Here is a 16,820-nt window from a genome sequence, read left to right as displayed (position 1 = left end):
CCGGTACCGGCCGCTTAAAATCTGGAGTATGAAATCATTTTTTAAGGAGCGGCGCTGCCTGTCAGCGCGGGAGCTTCAAAGGTATGCCAATCATGAGCTTAGCCCCCGGCAGGCGCATGAGGTGGAGGCGCATTTGCTGGACTGCCCGCTGTGCGCTGCTGCTGCTGAAGGGTATACGGATCATTCTTTTTCTGCAGCAGATGAAGCTGCCCTGGAAGAGCTGGGGGCAATACATTTTCCGGCCCGGGGGCGTTCGTTCCCACGGGTGTGGATGAACCAGGCGGCAGCAGTCCTGCTGATTGTTGCGGGAGCATATGCGCTTTGGCAGTATGAGTCCGCTACCCGGCATCAGGCAATATTTGCAGCTTATTATGAACCCCTTCAGCCGGCTTACCTCAGCTTGCGTAGTGCAGCGATAGTAACAGGTACTGCAATGGACGCCGGGCTCAAAGCCGCATTGCAGCTTTACGATCAGGGGGACTTCAAAGGGAGCCTTGTTTTTTTGGAGCGGTACCTGAATGAGCATCCCGAAGATGTTCAGGCCGGACTGTTAATGGCGAGTGCTTTACTTGGAGACTGGCAGCCGGAGCGGGCCATCAATATCTTACATCAGATGGAAGAGACAACGGTGGAAAAGGGAGATTTGTACTGGCTGCTGGTCTTGGCGCATATCCAAAACGATGAGTTGGGCACTGCTGTGGCATTGCTTAACCAAACCGCTTTTCAGGGGGCAAGAGCTGAAAAAGCGGCCCATCTGGAAGCGGAACTGGAGCCCTGAATGGGCAGCGCTGACAAACAAAAAAAGCCCTCAGCAGGCATTTATAGCGGCTGAGGGCTCCTCTGTTTTGCTATTTCCTCCTGCTTACTTCAGGAAGTCGAGGCTCTTATTGATAAAGGCAGTAAGGTCTGCGCCCTTCAGCATTTGCTGATTGAGCATAGCCAGTTTATAGAGATAGTCGGCTACCTCCTGCTGTTTGCCTTCATCCTCTTCCTTGAGCAGCTTTTGCGCCACAAGCGGGTGGTTGGTGTTTACGACCACGTTGACGCTGTCGGGGAAATCGCCAAAGCTCATACCCTGCAGGCTCTGCATTTCCTTCATGCGGCGCATAAACTCCGGGCGGGTGATAGTCACCGGCTGATCTTCCGGCGATAGAGCTTTAGTAATTACGCTGCTGCCTTTGTCTGTGACGATTTTCTCGAAGACCCCTTTTACGGTATTTTGTTCGTCTTCGTTCAAAACGGACTCGGTGGCTTCGTCTTTTTGTACCAGATTATCAACGGTATCCGAGTCTACGCGCACGAAGGTCACGTCGCCAAGCTTTTGCTCCAGGTGCTGCATGAAGTGGTTGTCGATGACGTTGTCGAAGATCAACACGTCATAACCTTTGTTCTTAGCCGCTTCCGTAAAGGTGTTGTGCTGGTCCGGAGCGTGGGTGTAGAGCATGACGATTTTATCGTACTTGTCGGTCTGCTGCTCTTTTACTTTCTCTTTGTACTCGTCAATTGGCGTAAAGGTGCCGTCCAGGCTTTTCACCAGCGTGAAGGGGAGGGCACGGTCGTAGAATTTCTCATCGGAAATCATACCGTACTTAATGAAGACGCCGAGGTCGTCCCACTTGCTGATAAAGTTGTCCCGCTCCTTTTTATAAAGGTCCGCCAGTTTGTCGGCTACCTTTTTGGTGATGTAGCCGGTGATTTTCTTAACATTTGAATCGCTCTGCAGGTAGCTGCGCGAAACGTTGAGGGGAATATCCGGTGAGTCGATTACGCCGTGCAGCATCGTCAGGAATTCCGGTACAATATCCTTCACATCATCAGTGACATAGACCTGATTGCTGTACAGCTGTATCTTGTTTTTCTGGACCTCAAAGTTGTTGCCCAGCTTGGGGAAGTACAGGATACCGGTCAGATTGAAGGGGTAGTCGATATTCAGGTGGATCCAGAACATCGGTGGGGTGCTGAATGGGTAGAGCTCGTTGTAGAAGGCTTTGTAGTCCTCATCCGTCAGGTCAGCAGGCTGTTTGCGCCAGGCCGGGCTGGGGTTGTTGATGATGTTGTCAACCTCCACCTGCTTTTCCTCTGCGTCATCGCCTTCGCCCTCGGTTACGGTTTCAGTCCGGGTGCCGAACTTAATCTCAACCGGCAGGAACTTGCAGTACTTGTCGAGCAGCTGCTGTATGCGGTGGTTTTCCAGAAACTCCTTATCCTCATCATTGATGTGCAGGATCACATCGGTACCGCGGAAGTCTTTATCATTTTCCTCAAGGGTGTACTCCGGGTTGCCTTCGCAGGTCCAGGTAACCCCCTGTGCACCTTCCTGGTAAGAAAGGGTTTTGACCTCCACTTTAGAAGACACCATAAAGGCAGAGTAAAAGCCCAGGCCAAAGTGCCCAATGATGGAAGCATCATCTTTGTACTTTTCTAAAAATTCGGATGCGCTGGAGAAGGCCACCTGATTCAGGTATTTTTGTACTTCATCAGCGGTCATGCCGATCCCTTTGTCCCGGATGGTCAGGGTTTGGGCGTCCGCATCCAGCAGGATTTCAATCGTGGTATCGCCAATATCGCCTTTGACTTCACCGCGTTTAGCAAGGGTGCGCAGCTTGTTGGTGGCATCTACCGCATTGGAAACGAGTTCCCGCAGGAAAATTTCGTGATCAGAATAGAGAAACTTCTTGATGATCGGAAAGATGTTCTCCGTTTGTACAGATATGTTGCCTTTCTGCATTGGTCAGGAATTTTTTAGTTTTTTTGATTGCAAGTGTATTCAAATAACTATCAGGAATACAGCACCTTACAACAGTGCCCGGTGCAGGGATGCGTGCAAACAGCGTGCCAGCCGGAAAAAAACTGACAATTTGACGTAACCTTACTGTTTGGAGGGCGTACAAGTAGACAGAAAGAGCAAAAAGAGAGTAACAAACAAAAGCAACAGTTGACCTTTATTAGGATTTTTTCTAATATTGTGTCATCAGGGCGAAACGATTTTCGCCTGTTCCGAAGGAGCTATTCAAAAAGAGAGGTGCATCCGCATTGTTTGGGTGGTACCCCCCTATCTACATACCAATTTTTATTTACCAAGACATCGTTTGCACGGTAGCCCCAAACAGGTGGTAGCTGTGTATAAACAACAGGTTATGCGCCCCTGCTTCGCATACCTGGATAAAAGCCGATGTAGGCTGCCTTGTGTAGCTTACAAAGGTCTATTGTTGTGAGCAGCGTGGTCAATACTGGGGGGTAGTTGACCCGTTGCTCGCGCAATAGGACCTTTTAGAGACCAATGCCATCAGGCATTTAAAAAGTGCGTGCTTGCTCGTTATTGGGGGGTAAGGGCAAGTGCCACACAAAGACTGGGTGGAAGGTTATCCTTCCGCCCTTTCTTTTTGCGTAGAGTACACACAAGTTGCCATCACAAGGCCACGCTGTAAGTGCTCCGGCCCGTTGCCAGGCAAGGTGTGAACTCCATGAGTACCGCTGTATGCTGTATTGGCTCATCGTAACAGGGTGTTTGCAGAAAATCAGTATTCCTTCCCGTTGGGTTGCTTTTTATCCTACCAAGTTCTTGCCCTATTCCGGAATGTAAATACAAGTCATTCCTTATCTTGTGGCAGGAGAAGTTCCGTTCAAAACACTCCGATAGCCTCATATCCTGCAAGCAGAGCACTTGGTATCTCTTATTTTGCCTTTTTGGCACCTCAATTGTAATCCCTATGAGAAACTTAAACCTAATCCTTTATTTTATTTTGTTTGCGCTGCTCGGGCAGGGCTGCCATTCTGATCCTGGTATTGCGAGTTACGAAGAAGAATACGAGGAGGAAGAACCCAGCGACTGGCTATTCCGGCAGCGGGCGTATCCGGATGGTATTAACCACAAGGTGTACACCCGCAGCGCGCGACAGCACCAACAGGCCATGGCGCAATTGCTGGCCCGCAGCCCGCAAAATGCCGGTTGGAATTTTGAAGGTCCCATGAATGTTGGTGGCCGGATCACTGCTCTTGATGTACATCCGGATTTCCCGGATACCATCTGGGTCGGGGCGGCATCAGGGGGCGTATTCCGGTCCTATGACCGTGGGGACACCTTTGAGGCCGTCTTTGATGATCAGATCAGCCTTTCCGTTGGTGACCTTGATATTGCCCCTTCTGATCCCTCTATCATTTATGTGGGTACCGGTGAAGCGAATGCCGGGGGCGGCTCTATAGCTTACGATGGCGTTGGTATGTACAAAAGTACGGATGGCGGTGCTTCTTTCGAGCCCATTGGGTTGGAGCAAAGTGGTAGTATCGGGCGGCTGGAGGTGCACCCGCAAGACCCCAACCGGGTCTACGTGGCAGCCATGGGCCGGCTGTATGCCGATAATCCGGAGCGGGGCGTGTACCGTACCGATGATGGCGGAGCGACCTGGGAGCAGGTTTTATATCTCAACGATTCCACAGGGGCGATCGACCTGGTGCTGCACCCGCACAATCCTGATACCATTTATGCGGCGACCTGGGAGCGGGTACGCACGCCTGGCTACTATCGCTATGGCGGCAATAGCTCTGGCATCTATCGCTCTTATGATGGCGGCGATACCTGGGAACATCTCACCAATGGGCTGCCGGGCGGAGCAACCGGTCGTATCGGCCTGGCCTTGTCTCCCGCCAATCCGCAAGTGATCTACGCCCAACTGATTGATACGATTGGATACCTGGAGGCAGTTTACCGAAGTGACGACGGTGGCGATAGCTGGTATAATGCCGGTATAAGTGGTGTCAACGGGGTCGACTTTATGTGGTGGTTTGGCCGCCTGTTCCCTCATCCGCATTTACCGGAAACGGTATTCCTGCCTAGTCTCAGGCTCTACCGCACGGACAACGGTGGTGGAAGCTGGGCCAATATCACGGGCACTTCCGTACATGTTGATCAGCATGATCTGTATATTGACCCGAATAACCCGGATTACATGGTCCTTGGCAATGATGGAGGACTGTACATTTCAGAAGACGATGGCGAAACCTGGACGCATAAGCCTACTTTACCCATCACGCAGTTCTACACCTGTGAGGTCGCTAACCTCAATCCTGACCGGCGCTTCGGTGGCACACAGGATAATGGTACCATACGCACCACTACAGCGGGGCTGGATGACTGGGGCCTGATCTGGAGTGGCGATGGTTTCCGCTGCCTGGTTGACCCCACCAATAATAACTTCGTCTATCTGGAATCTCAGCGTGGACGACTCCGGCGTTCCGTAGCCGGCGGTATCCCTTCTTTTGCTGCCCTGAATGGTATTATGAGCGGGGACCGGCGCAACTGGAGCACCCCCGTGGCCCTCAATCCGCTTAACCCGAATAGCCTTTACTATGGCACTTATCGCCTCTACAAGTCGACCAACCGCGCAGTGTTCTGGAATATTCTGAGCGATAACCTGACAGGTCCCGATGAACCCGGCAATCTGGTCTATGGTACGCTTACAGACATCGCTGTTTCTCCGGTGGATACAAATATTATCTTCGTAGGGACTGACAATGGCTTTGTTCAAAAAAGCACCGATGGCGGACTGACTTTTGAAGATGTCTCCGGCAGCCTGCCTGACCGCTGGGTGACGCGTGTTGCTGCGAGCCCCGTGGACAGCCTGACGGCTTACGTCACCTTCTCGGGCTATCGGTTTGACGACTACCTGCCCCACGTGTTCAAAACTGAAGATGGCGGGCAAACCTGGCAGGACGTTTCCTTCGGCCTGCCTGAAGTACCGGTGAATGAGATCATCATTGATCCTGAAAACCCGGAACACCTTTACCTGGGCAACGACGTGGGTGTCTACATCAGCTACAACGGAGGGCTGACCTGGCAGCCGCTGGGCTTTGGCCTGCCCCCTGTGGTGATTGGCGATCTTTGCCTGCATCAGCCTACGCGTACGCTTTATGCTGGTACCTACGGCCGGTCCATGTACAGCATCAACCTGGAAGATTTGCCTCAAACCGCTGGTACGATTTCAGGCGCTATACGGACTGCCTTTGGTGATGCTACTGACGCCACCGTTTCCATAGACGAAATCGGGCTCAACCTGGATGCCGACAACGGAACTTACGCCATCAGCGGGCTGCCCTTTGGCCAAAACTTCACCCTGAGTTTTTCTAAAGACGGGGATGATATCAACGGTGTTTCTACCCTCGACCTTATCCTCATCAGCCAGCATATCCTGGGCATTAGCCCCCTGGACAATCCCTACCTACGCATAGCAGCGGATGCCAACAACTCTCAATCCATTACCACCCTTGACCTTATTCAGTTGCAAAAACTCATCCTCAATCTGGATACGGAGCTGCCCGATCAGGACAGCTGGCGCCTGATACCCGCTAACCATACCTTCATCAACCCGGAAAATCCCTGGGCAGAGCCACTGCCCGAAGTGCTAATGGTGGATGACCTGCCCGCCCAAGCGGTGCAGTTGCCGGATATGATTGCTGTAAAAATTGGTGATATTAACGGAAGTGCGCTTCCATAACCTTCAAAATGACACTTAAAATGATTGGCTTGACTCGTTTTTTCTTCCTCGGACTGACGTTTGCCTTGCTCCTGCCCGGTTGTGCGATGCGGCAACTGGACCGGGCTCAAAAAGCGTTCAACGAAGCCGCTACTATTGAGAATCAGCAGCGTTTTTCTCCTCAGTCGGGCGTGTTTGTATCACCGACCTTGTCCTATGCAGTTGCCTACCGGCATGTGAGCAAGGCGGTAAAAAAGCGCGGCCAGCTCTCGCGAAATAACCTGGAAGGCAACGCCCTTGCCTTAAAAGCGCTTTGCGAATGGAAGCTGAATGACTTCGACGCCTCAAAGATATCAGCCCGCACAGCTTTACAAGCCCTTAAAACGCTTGAAAATCAGGTAGGAATCCGCATGTCCCGAGACGAGGCACTGATGAGAGCCTTACCCGATATTCTGGTACTGGATCAGGTACGCAGCGACCTGTTTTCTTTTCATAAAGGCGCTGTCAATTTTGCGGCAGCAAAGCAGCAGTATCAGGAGCAGGTGTACCATAATGCCGAAGATACGGAGGCTGATCTGGAAGAAGCCCTGAACCACCTCCGGGACCGGGAACCCACGGCCGGCATCAGTACCGAAATGGAGACCTATCTGGTATTGGTGCAGCTTGCCGGTCTAAAGAGCTGGGCAAAGGGCATCGACTTCCTGCGGGAGAGTATCACTGAAGACCGCAGCCTTTCGGACGAGGGGCGGCGGACCGCAACGGACTTCTTCCTGCAGGAGCGGCAGCAGCACTTGGCTCCACGCAAGGCACTTCTGTTGGCTAAACTCTCGGCCCTCCTGCCTGGTGGTACTGGTCATGAGCTTTACCAATTCTGGGACAGCGCGCTTTAATAATTATTCCAGGCCTGGGAAAAAGGCATCCTCGATGTGCTTCACGCTGTACGATTGCTCATCAAGGTACAGGATGGCGATGATATCGAAGCGGATTTCCCAGTCGTGGTCGATGTGCTCCATGTACGCATGGGCTGCCGCGATCAGCAGATCCTCTTTTTTCCGGGTCACAAAGTCTTCAATTTCCCCAAAGGCGGTGGTGTTGCGGGTTTTGACTTCCACGAAAACCAGAGTCTTTCCATCCATAGCAATGAGGTCGACCTCTGCACGGCGGTAGCGCCAGTTGGTTTCCAGAATGCGGTAGCCGCGTTCCTCCAGGTAGCGCCTGGCAATGGCTTCCCCGGCATGGCCGATGTCATTATGGCGGGCCATAACTAGGCTTCCTCCAGTTCTTTTAGCGCCAGCCAGGCCATAAGGCCAGTGCTCAGCGCCAGGCAGTCCTCGTCCACATCAAAGGTATTGGTATGGATGGGGGAGGTGATGCCTTTTGCCGGATTGCCGGTGCCCAGTCGATAGAAGCAGGCGGGCATTTCCTGAGAATAGTAGGCGAAGTCCTCTGCCGTCATTCGTATGGGGAGCTCCACTACATTTTCTTTGCCCAGATAAGCCTCGGCCCGGGCGCGGGTTTTATGCGTCAGCGCTTCGTGGTTGTGCAGTACGGGGTAGCCAACCTGTATGTCCAGTTCGCAGCGGCCGCCCATGCCCTCAGCAATGCTCTCGGCCATCTTCTTCATCCGTTGGTGGGCATCGAAGCGCCACCGCTCATCCATAGTGCGGAAGGTGCCTTTGAGCTTGACTTCATTTGGGATCACATTGGTAGCGCCCCCGGTGGAGGCAATCTGCCCGAAGGTGAGCACCGTTGGGGTCCCCGGATTGGCATTGCGGCTCACAATCTGTTGTAAAGCCGTGATGATGTGGGCGGTGATGACGATAGGGTCGATGCAGTCCATTGGCAGTGCCCCGTGCCCGCCCTTACCGGTAACGGTCATATAGAGCTCATCGGCGGAAGCCATGTACTGCCCGGCTTTGATGCCGATTTTGCCCGCTTCCAACGGAGGATGCACGTGTTGCCCCAAGATACTTTCGGGTCTGGGGTTCTCCAGCACGCCTTCCTTAATCATAATGGAAGCACCGCCCGGCAGCCGTTCCTCCGCAGGCTGGAAGATGAGCTTGATAGTGCCATCGAATTCCTCCCTGAGCGTATTGAGTATGCGGGCTGCGCCCAGCAGGGAGGAGGTGTGCACGTCGTGCCCGCAGGCATGCATCACGCCTTCGTTTTTAGATTTATAAGGTACCTCGTTGGCTTCCGTGATGGGCAGCGCGTCAATATCGGCACGTAAGGCCACCACTTTGCTGCTGCCATTACGGCCGTGGATAAGCCCCACTACACCATTGTCAGCTACCCCATGCTCATAGGGGATGCCCATCGCCTCCAGTTGGGCAGCGATGTATTGCCCGGTCTGCACTTCCTCATAGGAAAGCTCCGGGTTTTGGTGGAGGTGCCGGCGGATAGCCACCACATCGGCATGAAAATCTTTGGCCAGTTGCTGTATCTTTTCCTTAAGGGTTGTCGCGGTCTTGAGGGCGGTCATATTGATCTGATTTGCGACTAAAATAGGGAATTGGCAGCTGTAAGCCGAACGCCACCCTTATTTATGACGGAAAAATCGGAAAGCAGCCATGCCCAGCCCCAGCATAAACAACCCGGCAAGGGCCTGTACCGGACGCTGGTAAAGGGTGTTGAGGACAAAAGCCGTACTGATGAACACGAAAATGCCCGGCACCAGCGGATAGCCCCAGCAGCGGTATACCCGATCCCGCTCGGGCTGTTTCCGGCGGAAGTAGAAGATGCTGCCCCCTGCCAGCGCCATAAAGGCAATATCCATGAAGGTGACGTAAGTGATCAGGTCGGAAAAGGTGCCCCAGAACAGCAGCAACAGTACCGCCCAGGCGGCCTGTACCAACATAGCTGCCGCCGGGGTGTGAAAACGGGGGTGCACCTTAGCCAGTTGCGGGAAGAACACCTTGTCCCGAGCCATGGCAAAGTAGATGCGTGGAGCAGACATGGTGTAAATTCCTATCGTGCCGAAGATGGAAATGGCAATTGCGACCGTCATGATTTGCCCGCCTGCCGGCAGAACTACCGCCGCTGCATCCCCGGCTACCCGGGTCGTTTGCGCAATCGCCTCCACCGGAAGGAGCAGCATGTAGCCGATATTGACCAGCACATAGGTTAGCGTGACAATCAGCGCGCCCAGCACCATCGCCCGGGGCACGGTACGCTGCGGCTCTACGGCTTCCCCCGCCAGATAAGAGGCATGGTGCCAGCCGCCAAAAGACCAGAGAACGCCAACCAGTGCCAAAAGGGAAGCAGAAAGGATATTGTCAGGTAGGTTATGCGTGGTAAAAGGGTCAAATGTGACTTGCTGCGCATCATAAAACCAAAAGCCCAGCCCAATCAGCCCGGCAATAGCCAGCAGCTTCAGCCCGGTGAAGACATTCGACAGCCACTGACTGGCACTGACGCCGACCAGGTTGAACAGGGTCAGCCCGGCAATTACCCCAATGGCTATCCCGATTTTGGCGGAAGCCGAAAAAGCGTAGAAAAAGGAAAGATACTCCGCAAGGGCAATGCCCAGCGCCGCCAAAGCGCCGGTGTTGATGACCAGCAGGATGGTCCAGCCGTACAGGAACCCGGCAAAGGGGCCGTAAGCTTCCCGAAGAAAGACATAAACACCGCCTGCAGTGGGGAACATGCCGCCCAGCTCCGCGAACGTCAGCGCACCGGTTAGGGCAATCAGCCCGCCCAGTATCCACACCAACAGTATAATGCCCTGATGGGGCACCGCCGCCGCCACCTCGTAGGGCGTTACGAAGATACCACTGCCAATACAGGAACCCACCGCAATCATGGTGAGCCCGTAGAGGGTGAGTTTGCGGTCGAGCCCCGGCATGGGTTACTTCGAGCTCAGTTGCTGCTTCAATTGTAGTTCTTCAACCACATATTCGCCCACTTTCTCGCCCTGCGCCACTCCGTAGTCAATGGCCGGCCGGTAGTGAATGCCCCCGTACAGGCGGCTCACGGCTGCTTCATTGGAGGCATGGTAGAAAGACTTGAATTGACGGGCGGGCAGGCCATATTCTTCTTCGGTGGTGTCATTAAAGGCAAAGTCATCGCCAAAAATCGAAGTCAGGGCTACAGCGGCAGCGCGCGAAATCACGCTATGCCCGCTTGTGTGTTCCGGGAATGGTGGCGTTTGGAGCGTTGGCACCCAGTCTTCGTCAATGTATTTGTTGATGACCGTCTCAGGCCGGATTAGATTACTCCGGTATTTCTCGTCCCAGCAGCTAATGAAACCATCAAACAGGGCGATTGAGGTCAGGGTATACGCCTCCACGCTTTTCATAAAGCTGGCCTCATCCTGTTCACAGGCGATTTTGGTGATGCCGATCCAGTGACCGCCCGGAGTGATTTTTTTGGTGGCAAACATCACGTGGCCAGTGTGGTGGGACACGTAGGGATTACAGTCCCAAAACTTAGCGATTGACCGGCGTTCCGTTTGCTCAGCGGTATCGGCAACAGCGAGGGCGTTGTAGACCTCCATGGTCTCCTGCATAAATTTGCTGTCTTTTTCCGTACTGAACTCAGTGGGCGGCGGCGGTGTAAATTGCTGAGGAGATTCCAGGACCAGCGTCCGGATTTCCCGCCAGTGGGGCTCAATGCCGTCCATATAGTCAGGGGGCGTGGGCTGCCAGCGGGCGGGGTCATCGTTGATGGAAAACTTGGGATACGTCCGCGTTTGCTTGTACATATCCTTGTCTGCCCAGGCCAGAATGTGGTCGGCTACCGCCTCTCCGTACAGTAGGGAACGGTCCCAGACATCCTCTGGTACGTGGATGCTGTCCAGGCGCTGATAAAGTTCCTGTTGGTAAGCATCCATTTTGTCTTCTGAGAATGTCAAGGCTTTGCCGACTTTCAGAAAGGCATGCAGGGACGCCAGCGGGTGGCAGTAGACCTGCCCTTCCTCGGGCTGCGGCAATGCTTCCAGACCATTGATTTGGCCGGCCAGCGTTTGGTATTCCGGATAGTCCGGCTGCAGGGCCTCGTAGCCCGCAATGCTCGCGTAGGCATAGATGCGGCTCGCGACCGGTGGCGAAAAAATATCGTACACAATCACGTCGCTCAGCTTCTTCATAGACTCATGGAAGTAAGCCGCGTCATTGATGTCCTCCCTATAATTGGGGTTTGTCGGTTGGCAGGACCAGGTGATGGCCGCCAGTACAATGAGGTACAATCCAACTTTCCAATGCATAATCAACCGGGTTGTGGTTAAAAGTTCATCAAAAGTAACAACTTAATCCCCAATCTTGATGGGGAAAAAGGGATTCATTTGCAAAGCTTGACTTTGGAAGGGCCTAAACCGCCTGACTAAAGAGCTGCCCCTCGGGCTTCTTACGCCAGTAGCGGGCATCAAGCGCCATGCAAATATTGCGGATGAACGGCTTGCCGATATCGGTCACCTCGAGTTCGAAGGGGCGCCGGATGATAAGCCCGTCGGCTTCCAGCTCGTCCATGCGGTTCAGCCCGGCGTAGAGGGCCTCGCACTGCAGCCCGGTATCCGACCAGTTCGTCCGGTAGCGGCACATGATATTGAGGATGTGCTGCCGCAGGATGCGGTCTTCTTCCGTCAGCAGGTGCCCCTTTACGATGGGCAACTCCCCGGCATTGACCAGCTCCTGATAGCGCTCGATCTTTTTCTCATTCTGCACAAAAGCGCCCCAGCTGTCGCTAATGGAGGAAGCGCCCAGTGCCAGGTTGAGGTGGGTGGTGAATGGGGTGTAGCCCATGAAACTCCGGTGCAGGGCGCCCTCCTGCATAGCCTGATAGAGGCTGTCTTTGGGCAGTGCGAAGTGGTCCATACCGATTTCCACATAGCCCGCTTCTTCCAGCAGTTCCCGCCCCAGCTCGTAGAGTGCCCGTTTGTCTTTGCCTTTCGGTAAATCATCCTCGGAGTAGGCTCTTTGGGCAGGGCTGATCCAGGGCACATGGGCGTAGCTGTAGAAGGCAATGCGCTCCGGTGCCAGGGCTTTGGTCTTGCGGATGGTCTCCATGATGTGGGCCGGGGTTTGCAGGGGCAGCCCGAAGATGAGGTCGTAGTTGATGGATTCATAGCCCAGTTCCCGCGCCTTTTCGGTTACGAAGCGTACGTCCTCAAAAGTCTGTTTGCGGTTGATGATATCCAGAATCTCCGGTGCGAAGTCCTGAATGCCGATGCTCAGGCGGGTAAAGCCGAGATCGCGCAGGGTGGACAAGTGTTCGGCAGAGGTCGTGCCCGGGTGGGCTTCGAAGCCAAACTCATAGTCCTCCGCCAGGTCTACATCCTTCAGGATATTGGAAAGCAGGTAGTGCAGGTTCTCCGGCGCAAAGAACGTCGGTGTGCCCCCGCCCAGGTGCAGTTCCCGGAGGATGGGGCGGCCCGGCAGCAAGTCGCGGTACAGGGCCCACTCTTTGAGCACCGCCTCGATGTAAGGCGACTCCACGGCGTGGTTTTTGGTGATGCGTTTATTGCACCCACAGTAGGTGCAAAGCGCTTCGCAAAAGGGCAGGTGAAGGTAAAGGCTGATTTCGCGGCTTTCGCCAAAAGCCTGCAGGACACTCCCTTGCCAATCTCCGGTGGAAGGGCAGGAAGCATCCCAGTAAGGCACAGTAGGATAAGACGTGTAGCGGGGAACGGCGACATTGTACTTGTCGAGCAATTGCTGCGCGGTCATGTGTGTCTTGTTTGTGAGGTCAATTCAATGGGGCAAATTTAGGGCAGGCTCACCTCGTTTTGGGTGATGGGGGTCATTGGGGGTGGGTGATTAAAGTCAGGTTTTGCGCGCGCCTCAGCGAGTGTACCAAGCCGAGCCACTGCCGGGGCATTCACCCGGTGTTTTTTGCTTTACCAGGGATCAGCACGTCGGGCGAAAGGAGAGCACCCGGCGCGGCAGCCTCACCGGGTGTACTAAGCCGAGCCATTGCCGGGGCATTCACCCGGTGTGCTGTGTTAGGGAAGGCCAGTACGCCCGGCGAAAGGAGTGCGCCGGGCGAGAGGACCGACCTCGTTTCCAAACTACGTCGGACGGCGAGAGCACCCGGCGCGGCAGCCTCACCGGGTGTACTAAGCCAAGCCACTGCCAGGGCATTCACCCGGTGCGCTTTGTTAGGCAAGGCCAGTCCGCCCGGCGAAGGGACCGACTTCCCATAATTTGTCCGTATGGATGAGCCAGTCCATACGGATAGATATTGGAGTCTCAAACAGCGTAAGACGGAGAGAGCGCCGGGCGAGACCGCCTCACCGGGTGCACTAAGCCCAGCCATTGCCAGGGCATTCACCCGATGTGCTGTGCCAGGTTATTGAACCAGCAACAAGCCCTCACAATGTTAAAGTTTTGATTTGGCAATCAAGCTTTGAGCTAAAATGTTATCTTGCAGTATACGCTTGATAAAAAATGTACTGCGCTTTTCTGTGGCTAACCATGTTACTATTGATATAGCGTACATAAACCTTCAGCCGCTGTCTATCTGTATTCTAAATCTTTTAAAATAGCTTAACATGTTCTATATACATTCAGCACCCGAAAGCAGTTACGCCCGGGCTCTGCTGGGGCTGCTGCTAGACCGGCAGTTTTGGCCGGATTATCAATTACCGCTTGGGGTTGAGCTTCCGGGAACAGAAGCAAACAACACGGTTCCTGGCCTAAGTATCGCACCCAACCCATCTTCCGGGGCATTCACTTTAGACCTTGGCCAGTATTGCGCTGAGCCCATCCTGATTGAAATCAGAGACTTGGCAGGACGTAGTATCTATAGCCTGGAATTCCCGGAAGGACAGCGTTTTGAGATTGATTTGAGCAGGCAGCCTACAGGCCTGTACTTCTTTGAAGCGGTATCAGAAGGGGAACGAATTGGTACGCTAAAAGGAATTGTCAAGTAATTATTTTAATCTATCTAGGGTCTACCCTGAAAATCACTTTCGGGAGTCCCGATCAGAATAAAATTTGGTTACTTTGACCTTATTGTCAAGCCTAGCTGGAGATTTTTTTGCCGCGGCTGTGCTATTTTTTGGGGCCGGGCATTGCCTTTTGGCTGTTTTTTTTATGTCAGAGCCCAAGAGGTTGAGGGCATCCTTAGGCTATTTCCTTAGAATGCAAGATGTCTTGTCCGCCCTTGGCTTAATCATACTGTTGCTCTAAGCAGCGCGGGGCTTCCTGCTGCGGCTGAGCTTTTTATGCTTGCGCCTTGCCACTTTCATCGCATTAGCCGTCATCATCCCAAAGAAGATCCATATTGTTTCGGTATGCTCATTGCGGGCTTTGATCTTGCGCAAGCCGTAGTGGTTTTTGTCATTGCCATAGCTCCCTTCCAGTTCTGTTGACCGCGCTTTGCCAAGCTGCGCCCGCTGCTGGTCTTCTTCCTTGCGCAGCTGTGCATCCGATGTGCGGCGGCCTTTAGGCTTAAAGCTTGTGCTGATGCCCTCTTCCGAGCAGTACGAGCGGTTGCTGTTCGTGGCATATATTGCGTCTGCAGCAAGCCTGTCCAATTGCCCAAAATGCTTGCGGTGGAAGGCAATGGCTTCTTTGAGCCTAACCCCTTCATGGAAAGCTTCGAAGCTGAAGTGCTCTATGAAGTTCAGCCCGCCGGCCTGCCAGGTGTTTACCTTGGCACCGAACTCTGTGCGGCTGTTCTCCTTGCCCCGCACGATCGGCCGGATGTATGGCTTGTGCAGGCTTACGATGCGCCCGGGCACGGGCTCGCCGGGGTGGTCATAATGCCATTGCTGCTGCTCATAGACCTGAGCAATTGTGCCGTAGCGCTCCAGGGCCGCCTCATCGCACAGCTCCCGCTGGCCCGCCGCACGGTACTGCTCAAAGAGCAAAGCTAGTTGGCCCAGCAGTTTAGCGCACAAGTGCAGCAGCTGCCGACGGCGGCGGCGCTCCAGCTCATAGGGCTTGCGCCGGCGGCGCGAATAAGCCATTTGCTTTTTGCGCTGTTCGTTATACTTGCTGCGCGGGCGGGGCTGCCCCAGCTCCTTCGATATCAGGGCAATGCGCTCATGCAGCCATTCAGCGCTCTGCCATAGCAGTTTTACGTCTGTCGGGTAGCGGATGTAGGATTCATAACAAGTCGCGTCGCACATGCCACGGCTCAGGTCGCCCATCCAGGGCTGCCAATGTCTGGCCAGTATTGGCTGTGCCTGTTCTATGGTGAGGTGGTTAGCCACGTAGCTGCGGGCTTTCCAGATAATGTCTTTGTCCTTGATCCATTCGCTCTTGCCAAGGCGGATGCCACAAAACAGCTGCATCGACCAGTTTGTATTGATATGCTCCAGCAGCTTAGCGTCGCTGCAGCCTTCATAGGCCTTGAGGAATTGCAAGGCGACCTTGCCGTAATTGTCAAACCAAGGCTTGGCGCCTGTGCTATTTTGGGGCTCCGGCAGCAATGCTGCCAGCTCAGCTATCGGTAGCGTGCTATGCAACTGCCCAAGGCGGGTGCGCTGAAAAACCAGGCTGTGGTGGATGTGCCCCAAATTGGAACGGAAAAATTGTAACTGCAAAACAAAATTGGGTTATATTGTGAACGCAAAACAAAGTTTGACCCGGAAAATACGCCTTTTTTGGCTTTTTCCGGGTTTTTCATGCCCTTTTTAATACTTCCATCCCTCTACAGTCTTGATGTGGCTTTAATTTCAGGGTAGACCCTATTTAATATCGTTTCGGTAAGTAGAAATTCTAAATCCAAGTGGTCATCTATATAACACAGTAGTGAATAATCCTTATTGCGACTAAAATAATTTTCATTGCCGTACACTTTTATTTCACGGGAAGTTCTTTGAAAATTGGAAAGAAAGATTCATAGCATGCCTGACATAAAATCGGACAGCCCTCAGTCCAATCTGAAACACGGACAAGCTATCGATTCGGTCTTTACGGCAGAATTTACCCAACTGGGCTGAGGTTCGGGCATCAAACTCGAACAAGATACAGATGATGAAAGCCAGGCTAGCCACGATCAAGAGATTGAACAAGGTTTGAGGCTCTTCAATCCTGGTTTTATGAATGTGGAATCCGCGAGATTTGATATCGCCGAAAAAGGTTTCAATGTGATACCTCTTTCGGTAATATGTTTCGGCTTGCGGGCCATATTCCAAGCTGGTCAACAGATACAAAGGTCGGTCATATCGGGTCCGGTCATGCCAGAACAAGACATTGACTGGCCCAAACCCTTGCTTAGTCACATACATTTGGGGCAGGAACAAGCTTTTTTGACCGATACTTGCGGCCAAATGGCCAAAAGCCGAAGCATTCTCCATGTTCGGATGATCGGCTACCAAAGTATCCTTCGCCGTTTTTAGCACGTACTCCCAACCGTGAGCCAAACAAGACTGTTGCAACTCGCAGCCGTCGAATTCGGCATCTC

The 16,820-nt window shown here is 53.5% G+C and carries 13 protein-coding genes; 4 read left to right on the top strand and 9 right to left on the bottom strand.

The features are described from left to right. Positions 1-28: 28 nt before the first annotated feature. Positions 29-778, top strand: coding sequence for an anti-sigma factor family protein (locus IX84_RS06820; RefSeq protein ID WP_044217961.1), 750 nt, complete (start codon positions 29-31; stop codon positions 776-778). A gap of 84 nt (positions 779-862) precedes the next feature. On the opposite strand, the gene htpG is transcribed toward IX84_RS06820, so the two are convergent. After that, a complete protein-coding gene (gene htpG / locus IX84_RS06815; RefSeq protein WP_044217958.1) occupies positions 863-2,728 on the bottom strand; it encodes a molecular chaperone HtpG in 1,866 nt (621 codons plus the stop codon). Between the two features lie 982 nt (positions 2,729-3,710). Here htpG and IX84_RS06810 point away from each other — a divergent pair. After that, on the top strand, positions 3,711-6,491 hold the full coding sequence (locus IX84_RS06810) for a VPS10 domain-containing protein (RefSeq protein WP_052515837.1): 2,781 nt from the start codon (positions 3,711-3,713) through the stop codon (positions 6,489-6,491). 20 nt (positions 6,492-6,511) lie between these two features. Then, positions 6,512-7,360, top strand: coding sequence for a hypothetical protein (locus tag IX84_RS06805; protein ID WP_044217955.1), 849 nt, complete (start codon positions 6,512-6,514; stop codon positions 7,358-7,360). Between the two features lie 3 nt (positions 7,361-7,363). Here the strand turns inward: IX84_RS06805 and IX84_RS06800 are convergent, their stop codons facing one another. From IX84_RS06800 to IX84_RS06775, 6 genes are all read right to left on the bottom strand, one after another. Then, positions 7,364-7,732, bottom strand: a complete 369-nt coding sequence (locus IX84_RS06800) for a YraN family protein (protein WP_044217952.1) — start codon at positions 7,730-7,732, stop codon at positions 7,364-7,366. 2 nt (positions 7,733-7,734) lie between these two features. Then, a complete protein-coding gene (locus IX84_RS06795; protein WP_044217950.1) occupies positions 7,735-8,952 on the bottom strand; it encodes a M20 metallopeptidase family protein in 1,218 nt (405 codons plus the stop codon). A gap of 57 nt (positions 8,953-9,009) precedes the next feature. Continuing rightward, complete coding sequence (locus IX84_RS06790) at positions 9,010-10,314, bottom strand: APC family permease (protein WP_044217947.1); 1,305 nt, start codon at positions 10,312-10,314, stop codon at positions 9,010-9,012. Between the two features lie 3 nt (positions 10,315-10,317). After that, the gene (locus tag IX84_RS06785) at positions 10,318-11,673 is read right to left on the bottom strand and encodes a vanadium-dependent haloperoxidase (protein WP_044217945.1); all 1,356 of its coding nucleotides are present in this window, start codon (positions 11,671-11,673) and stop codon (positions 10,318-10,320) included. A gap of 103 nt (positions 11,674-11,776) precedes the next feature. Further along, the gene (gene hemN / locus IX84_RS06780; RefSeq protein ID WP_044217943.1) at positions 11,777-13,132 is read right to left on the bottom strand and encodes an oxygen-independent coproporphyrinogen III oxidase; all 1,356 of its coding nucleotides are present in this window, start codon (positions 13,130-13,132) and stop codon (positions 11,777-11,779) included. A 151-nt stretch (positions 13,133-13,283) separates the two neighbouring features. Then, entirely contained in the window at positions 13,284-13,658 is a 375-nt protein-coding gene (locus IX84_RS06775) for a hypothetical protein (protein WP_152604946.1), read from the bottom strand. Positions 13,659-13,956: 298 nt separating this feature from the next. Between IX84_RS06775 and IX84_RS06770 the strand changes: the two genes are divergently transcribed. Then, on the top strand, positions 13,957-14,337 hold the full coding sequence (locus tag IX84_RS06770) for a T9SS type A sorting domain-containing protein (RefSeq protein WP_044217937.1): 381 nt from the start codon (positions 13,957-13,959) through the stop codon (positions 14,335-14,337). Positions 14,338-14,592: 255 nt separating this feature from the next. Here the strand turns inward: IX84_RS06770 and IX84_RS06760 are convergent, their stop codons facing one another. Then, positions 14,593-15,957 (bottom strand): transposase, encoded by a 1,365-nt coding sequence (locus tag IX84_RS06760; RefSeq protein WP_052515836.1) that lies wholly within the window; start codon positions 15,955-15,957, stop codon positions 14,593-14,595. Between the two features lie 261 nt (positions 15,958-16,218). Beyond that, on the bottom strand, positions 16,219-16,820 hold a 602-nt coding region (locus tag IX84_RS06755), incomplete at its 5' end, for a transposase (protein ID WP_044217932.1).

Source organism: Phaeodactylibacter xiamenensis (assembly GCF_000759025.1).
In the GTDB taxonomy this organism is placed as follows: domain Bacteria; phylum Bacteroidota; class Bacteroidia; order Chitinophagales; family Saprospiraceae; genus Phaeodactylibacter; species Phaeodactylibacter xiamenensis.
Note: the sequence above shows the minus strand (reverse complement) of the source record. Positions and strands in the feature narration are given on the sequence as shown.

Excerpts from the sequence above, each read along its gene's own strand:
- IX84_RS06800 (WP_044217952.1), bottom strand. The coding sequence starts at position 7,732 with ATGGCCCGCCATAATGACATCGGCCATGCCGGGGAAGCCATTGCCAGG.
- IX84_RS06790 (WP_044217947.1), bottom strand. The coding sequence starts at position 10,314 with ATGCCGGGGCTCGACCGCAAACTCACCCTCTACGGGCTCACCATGATT.
- IX84_RS06785 (WP_044217945.1), bottom strand. The coding sequence starts at position 11,673 with ATGCATTGGAAAGTTGGATTGTACCTCATTGTACTGGCGGCCATCACC.
- IX84_RS06770 (WP_044217937.1), top strand. The coding sequence starts at position 13,957 with ATGTTCTATATACATTCAGCACCCGAAAGCAGTTACGCCCGGGCTCTG.
- IX84_RS06820 (WP_044217961.1), top strand. The coding sequence starts at position 29 with ATGAAATCATTTTTTAAGGAGCGGCGCTGCCTGTCAGCGCGGGAGCTT.
- htpG (WP_044217958.1), bottom strand. The coding sequence starts at position 2,728 with ATGCAGAAAGGCAACATATCTGTACAAACGGAGAACATCTTTCCGATC.
- IX84_RS06810 (WP_052515837.1), top strand. The coding sequence starts at position 3,711 with ATGAGAAACTTAAACCTAATCCTTTATTTTATTTTGTTTGCGCTGCTC.
- hemN (WP_044217943.1), bottom strand. The coding sequence starts at position 13,132 with ATGACCGCGCAGCAATTGCTCGACAAGTACAATGTCGCCGTTCCCCGC.
- IX84_RS06805 (WP_044217955.1), top strand. The coding sequence starts at position 6,512 with ATGATTGGCTTGACTCGTTTTTTCTTCCTCGGACTGACGTTTGCCTTG.
- IX84_RS06795 (WP_044217950.1), bottom strand. The coding sequence starts at position 8,952 with ATGACCGCCCTCAAGACCGCGACAACCCTTAAGGAAAAGATACAGCAA.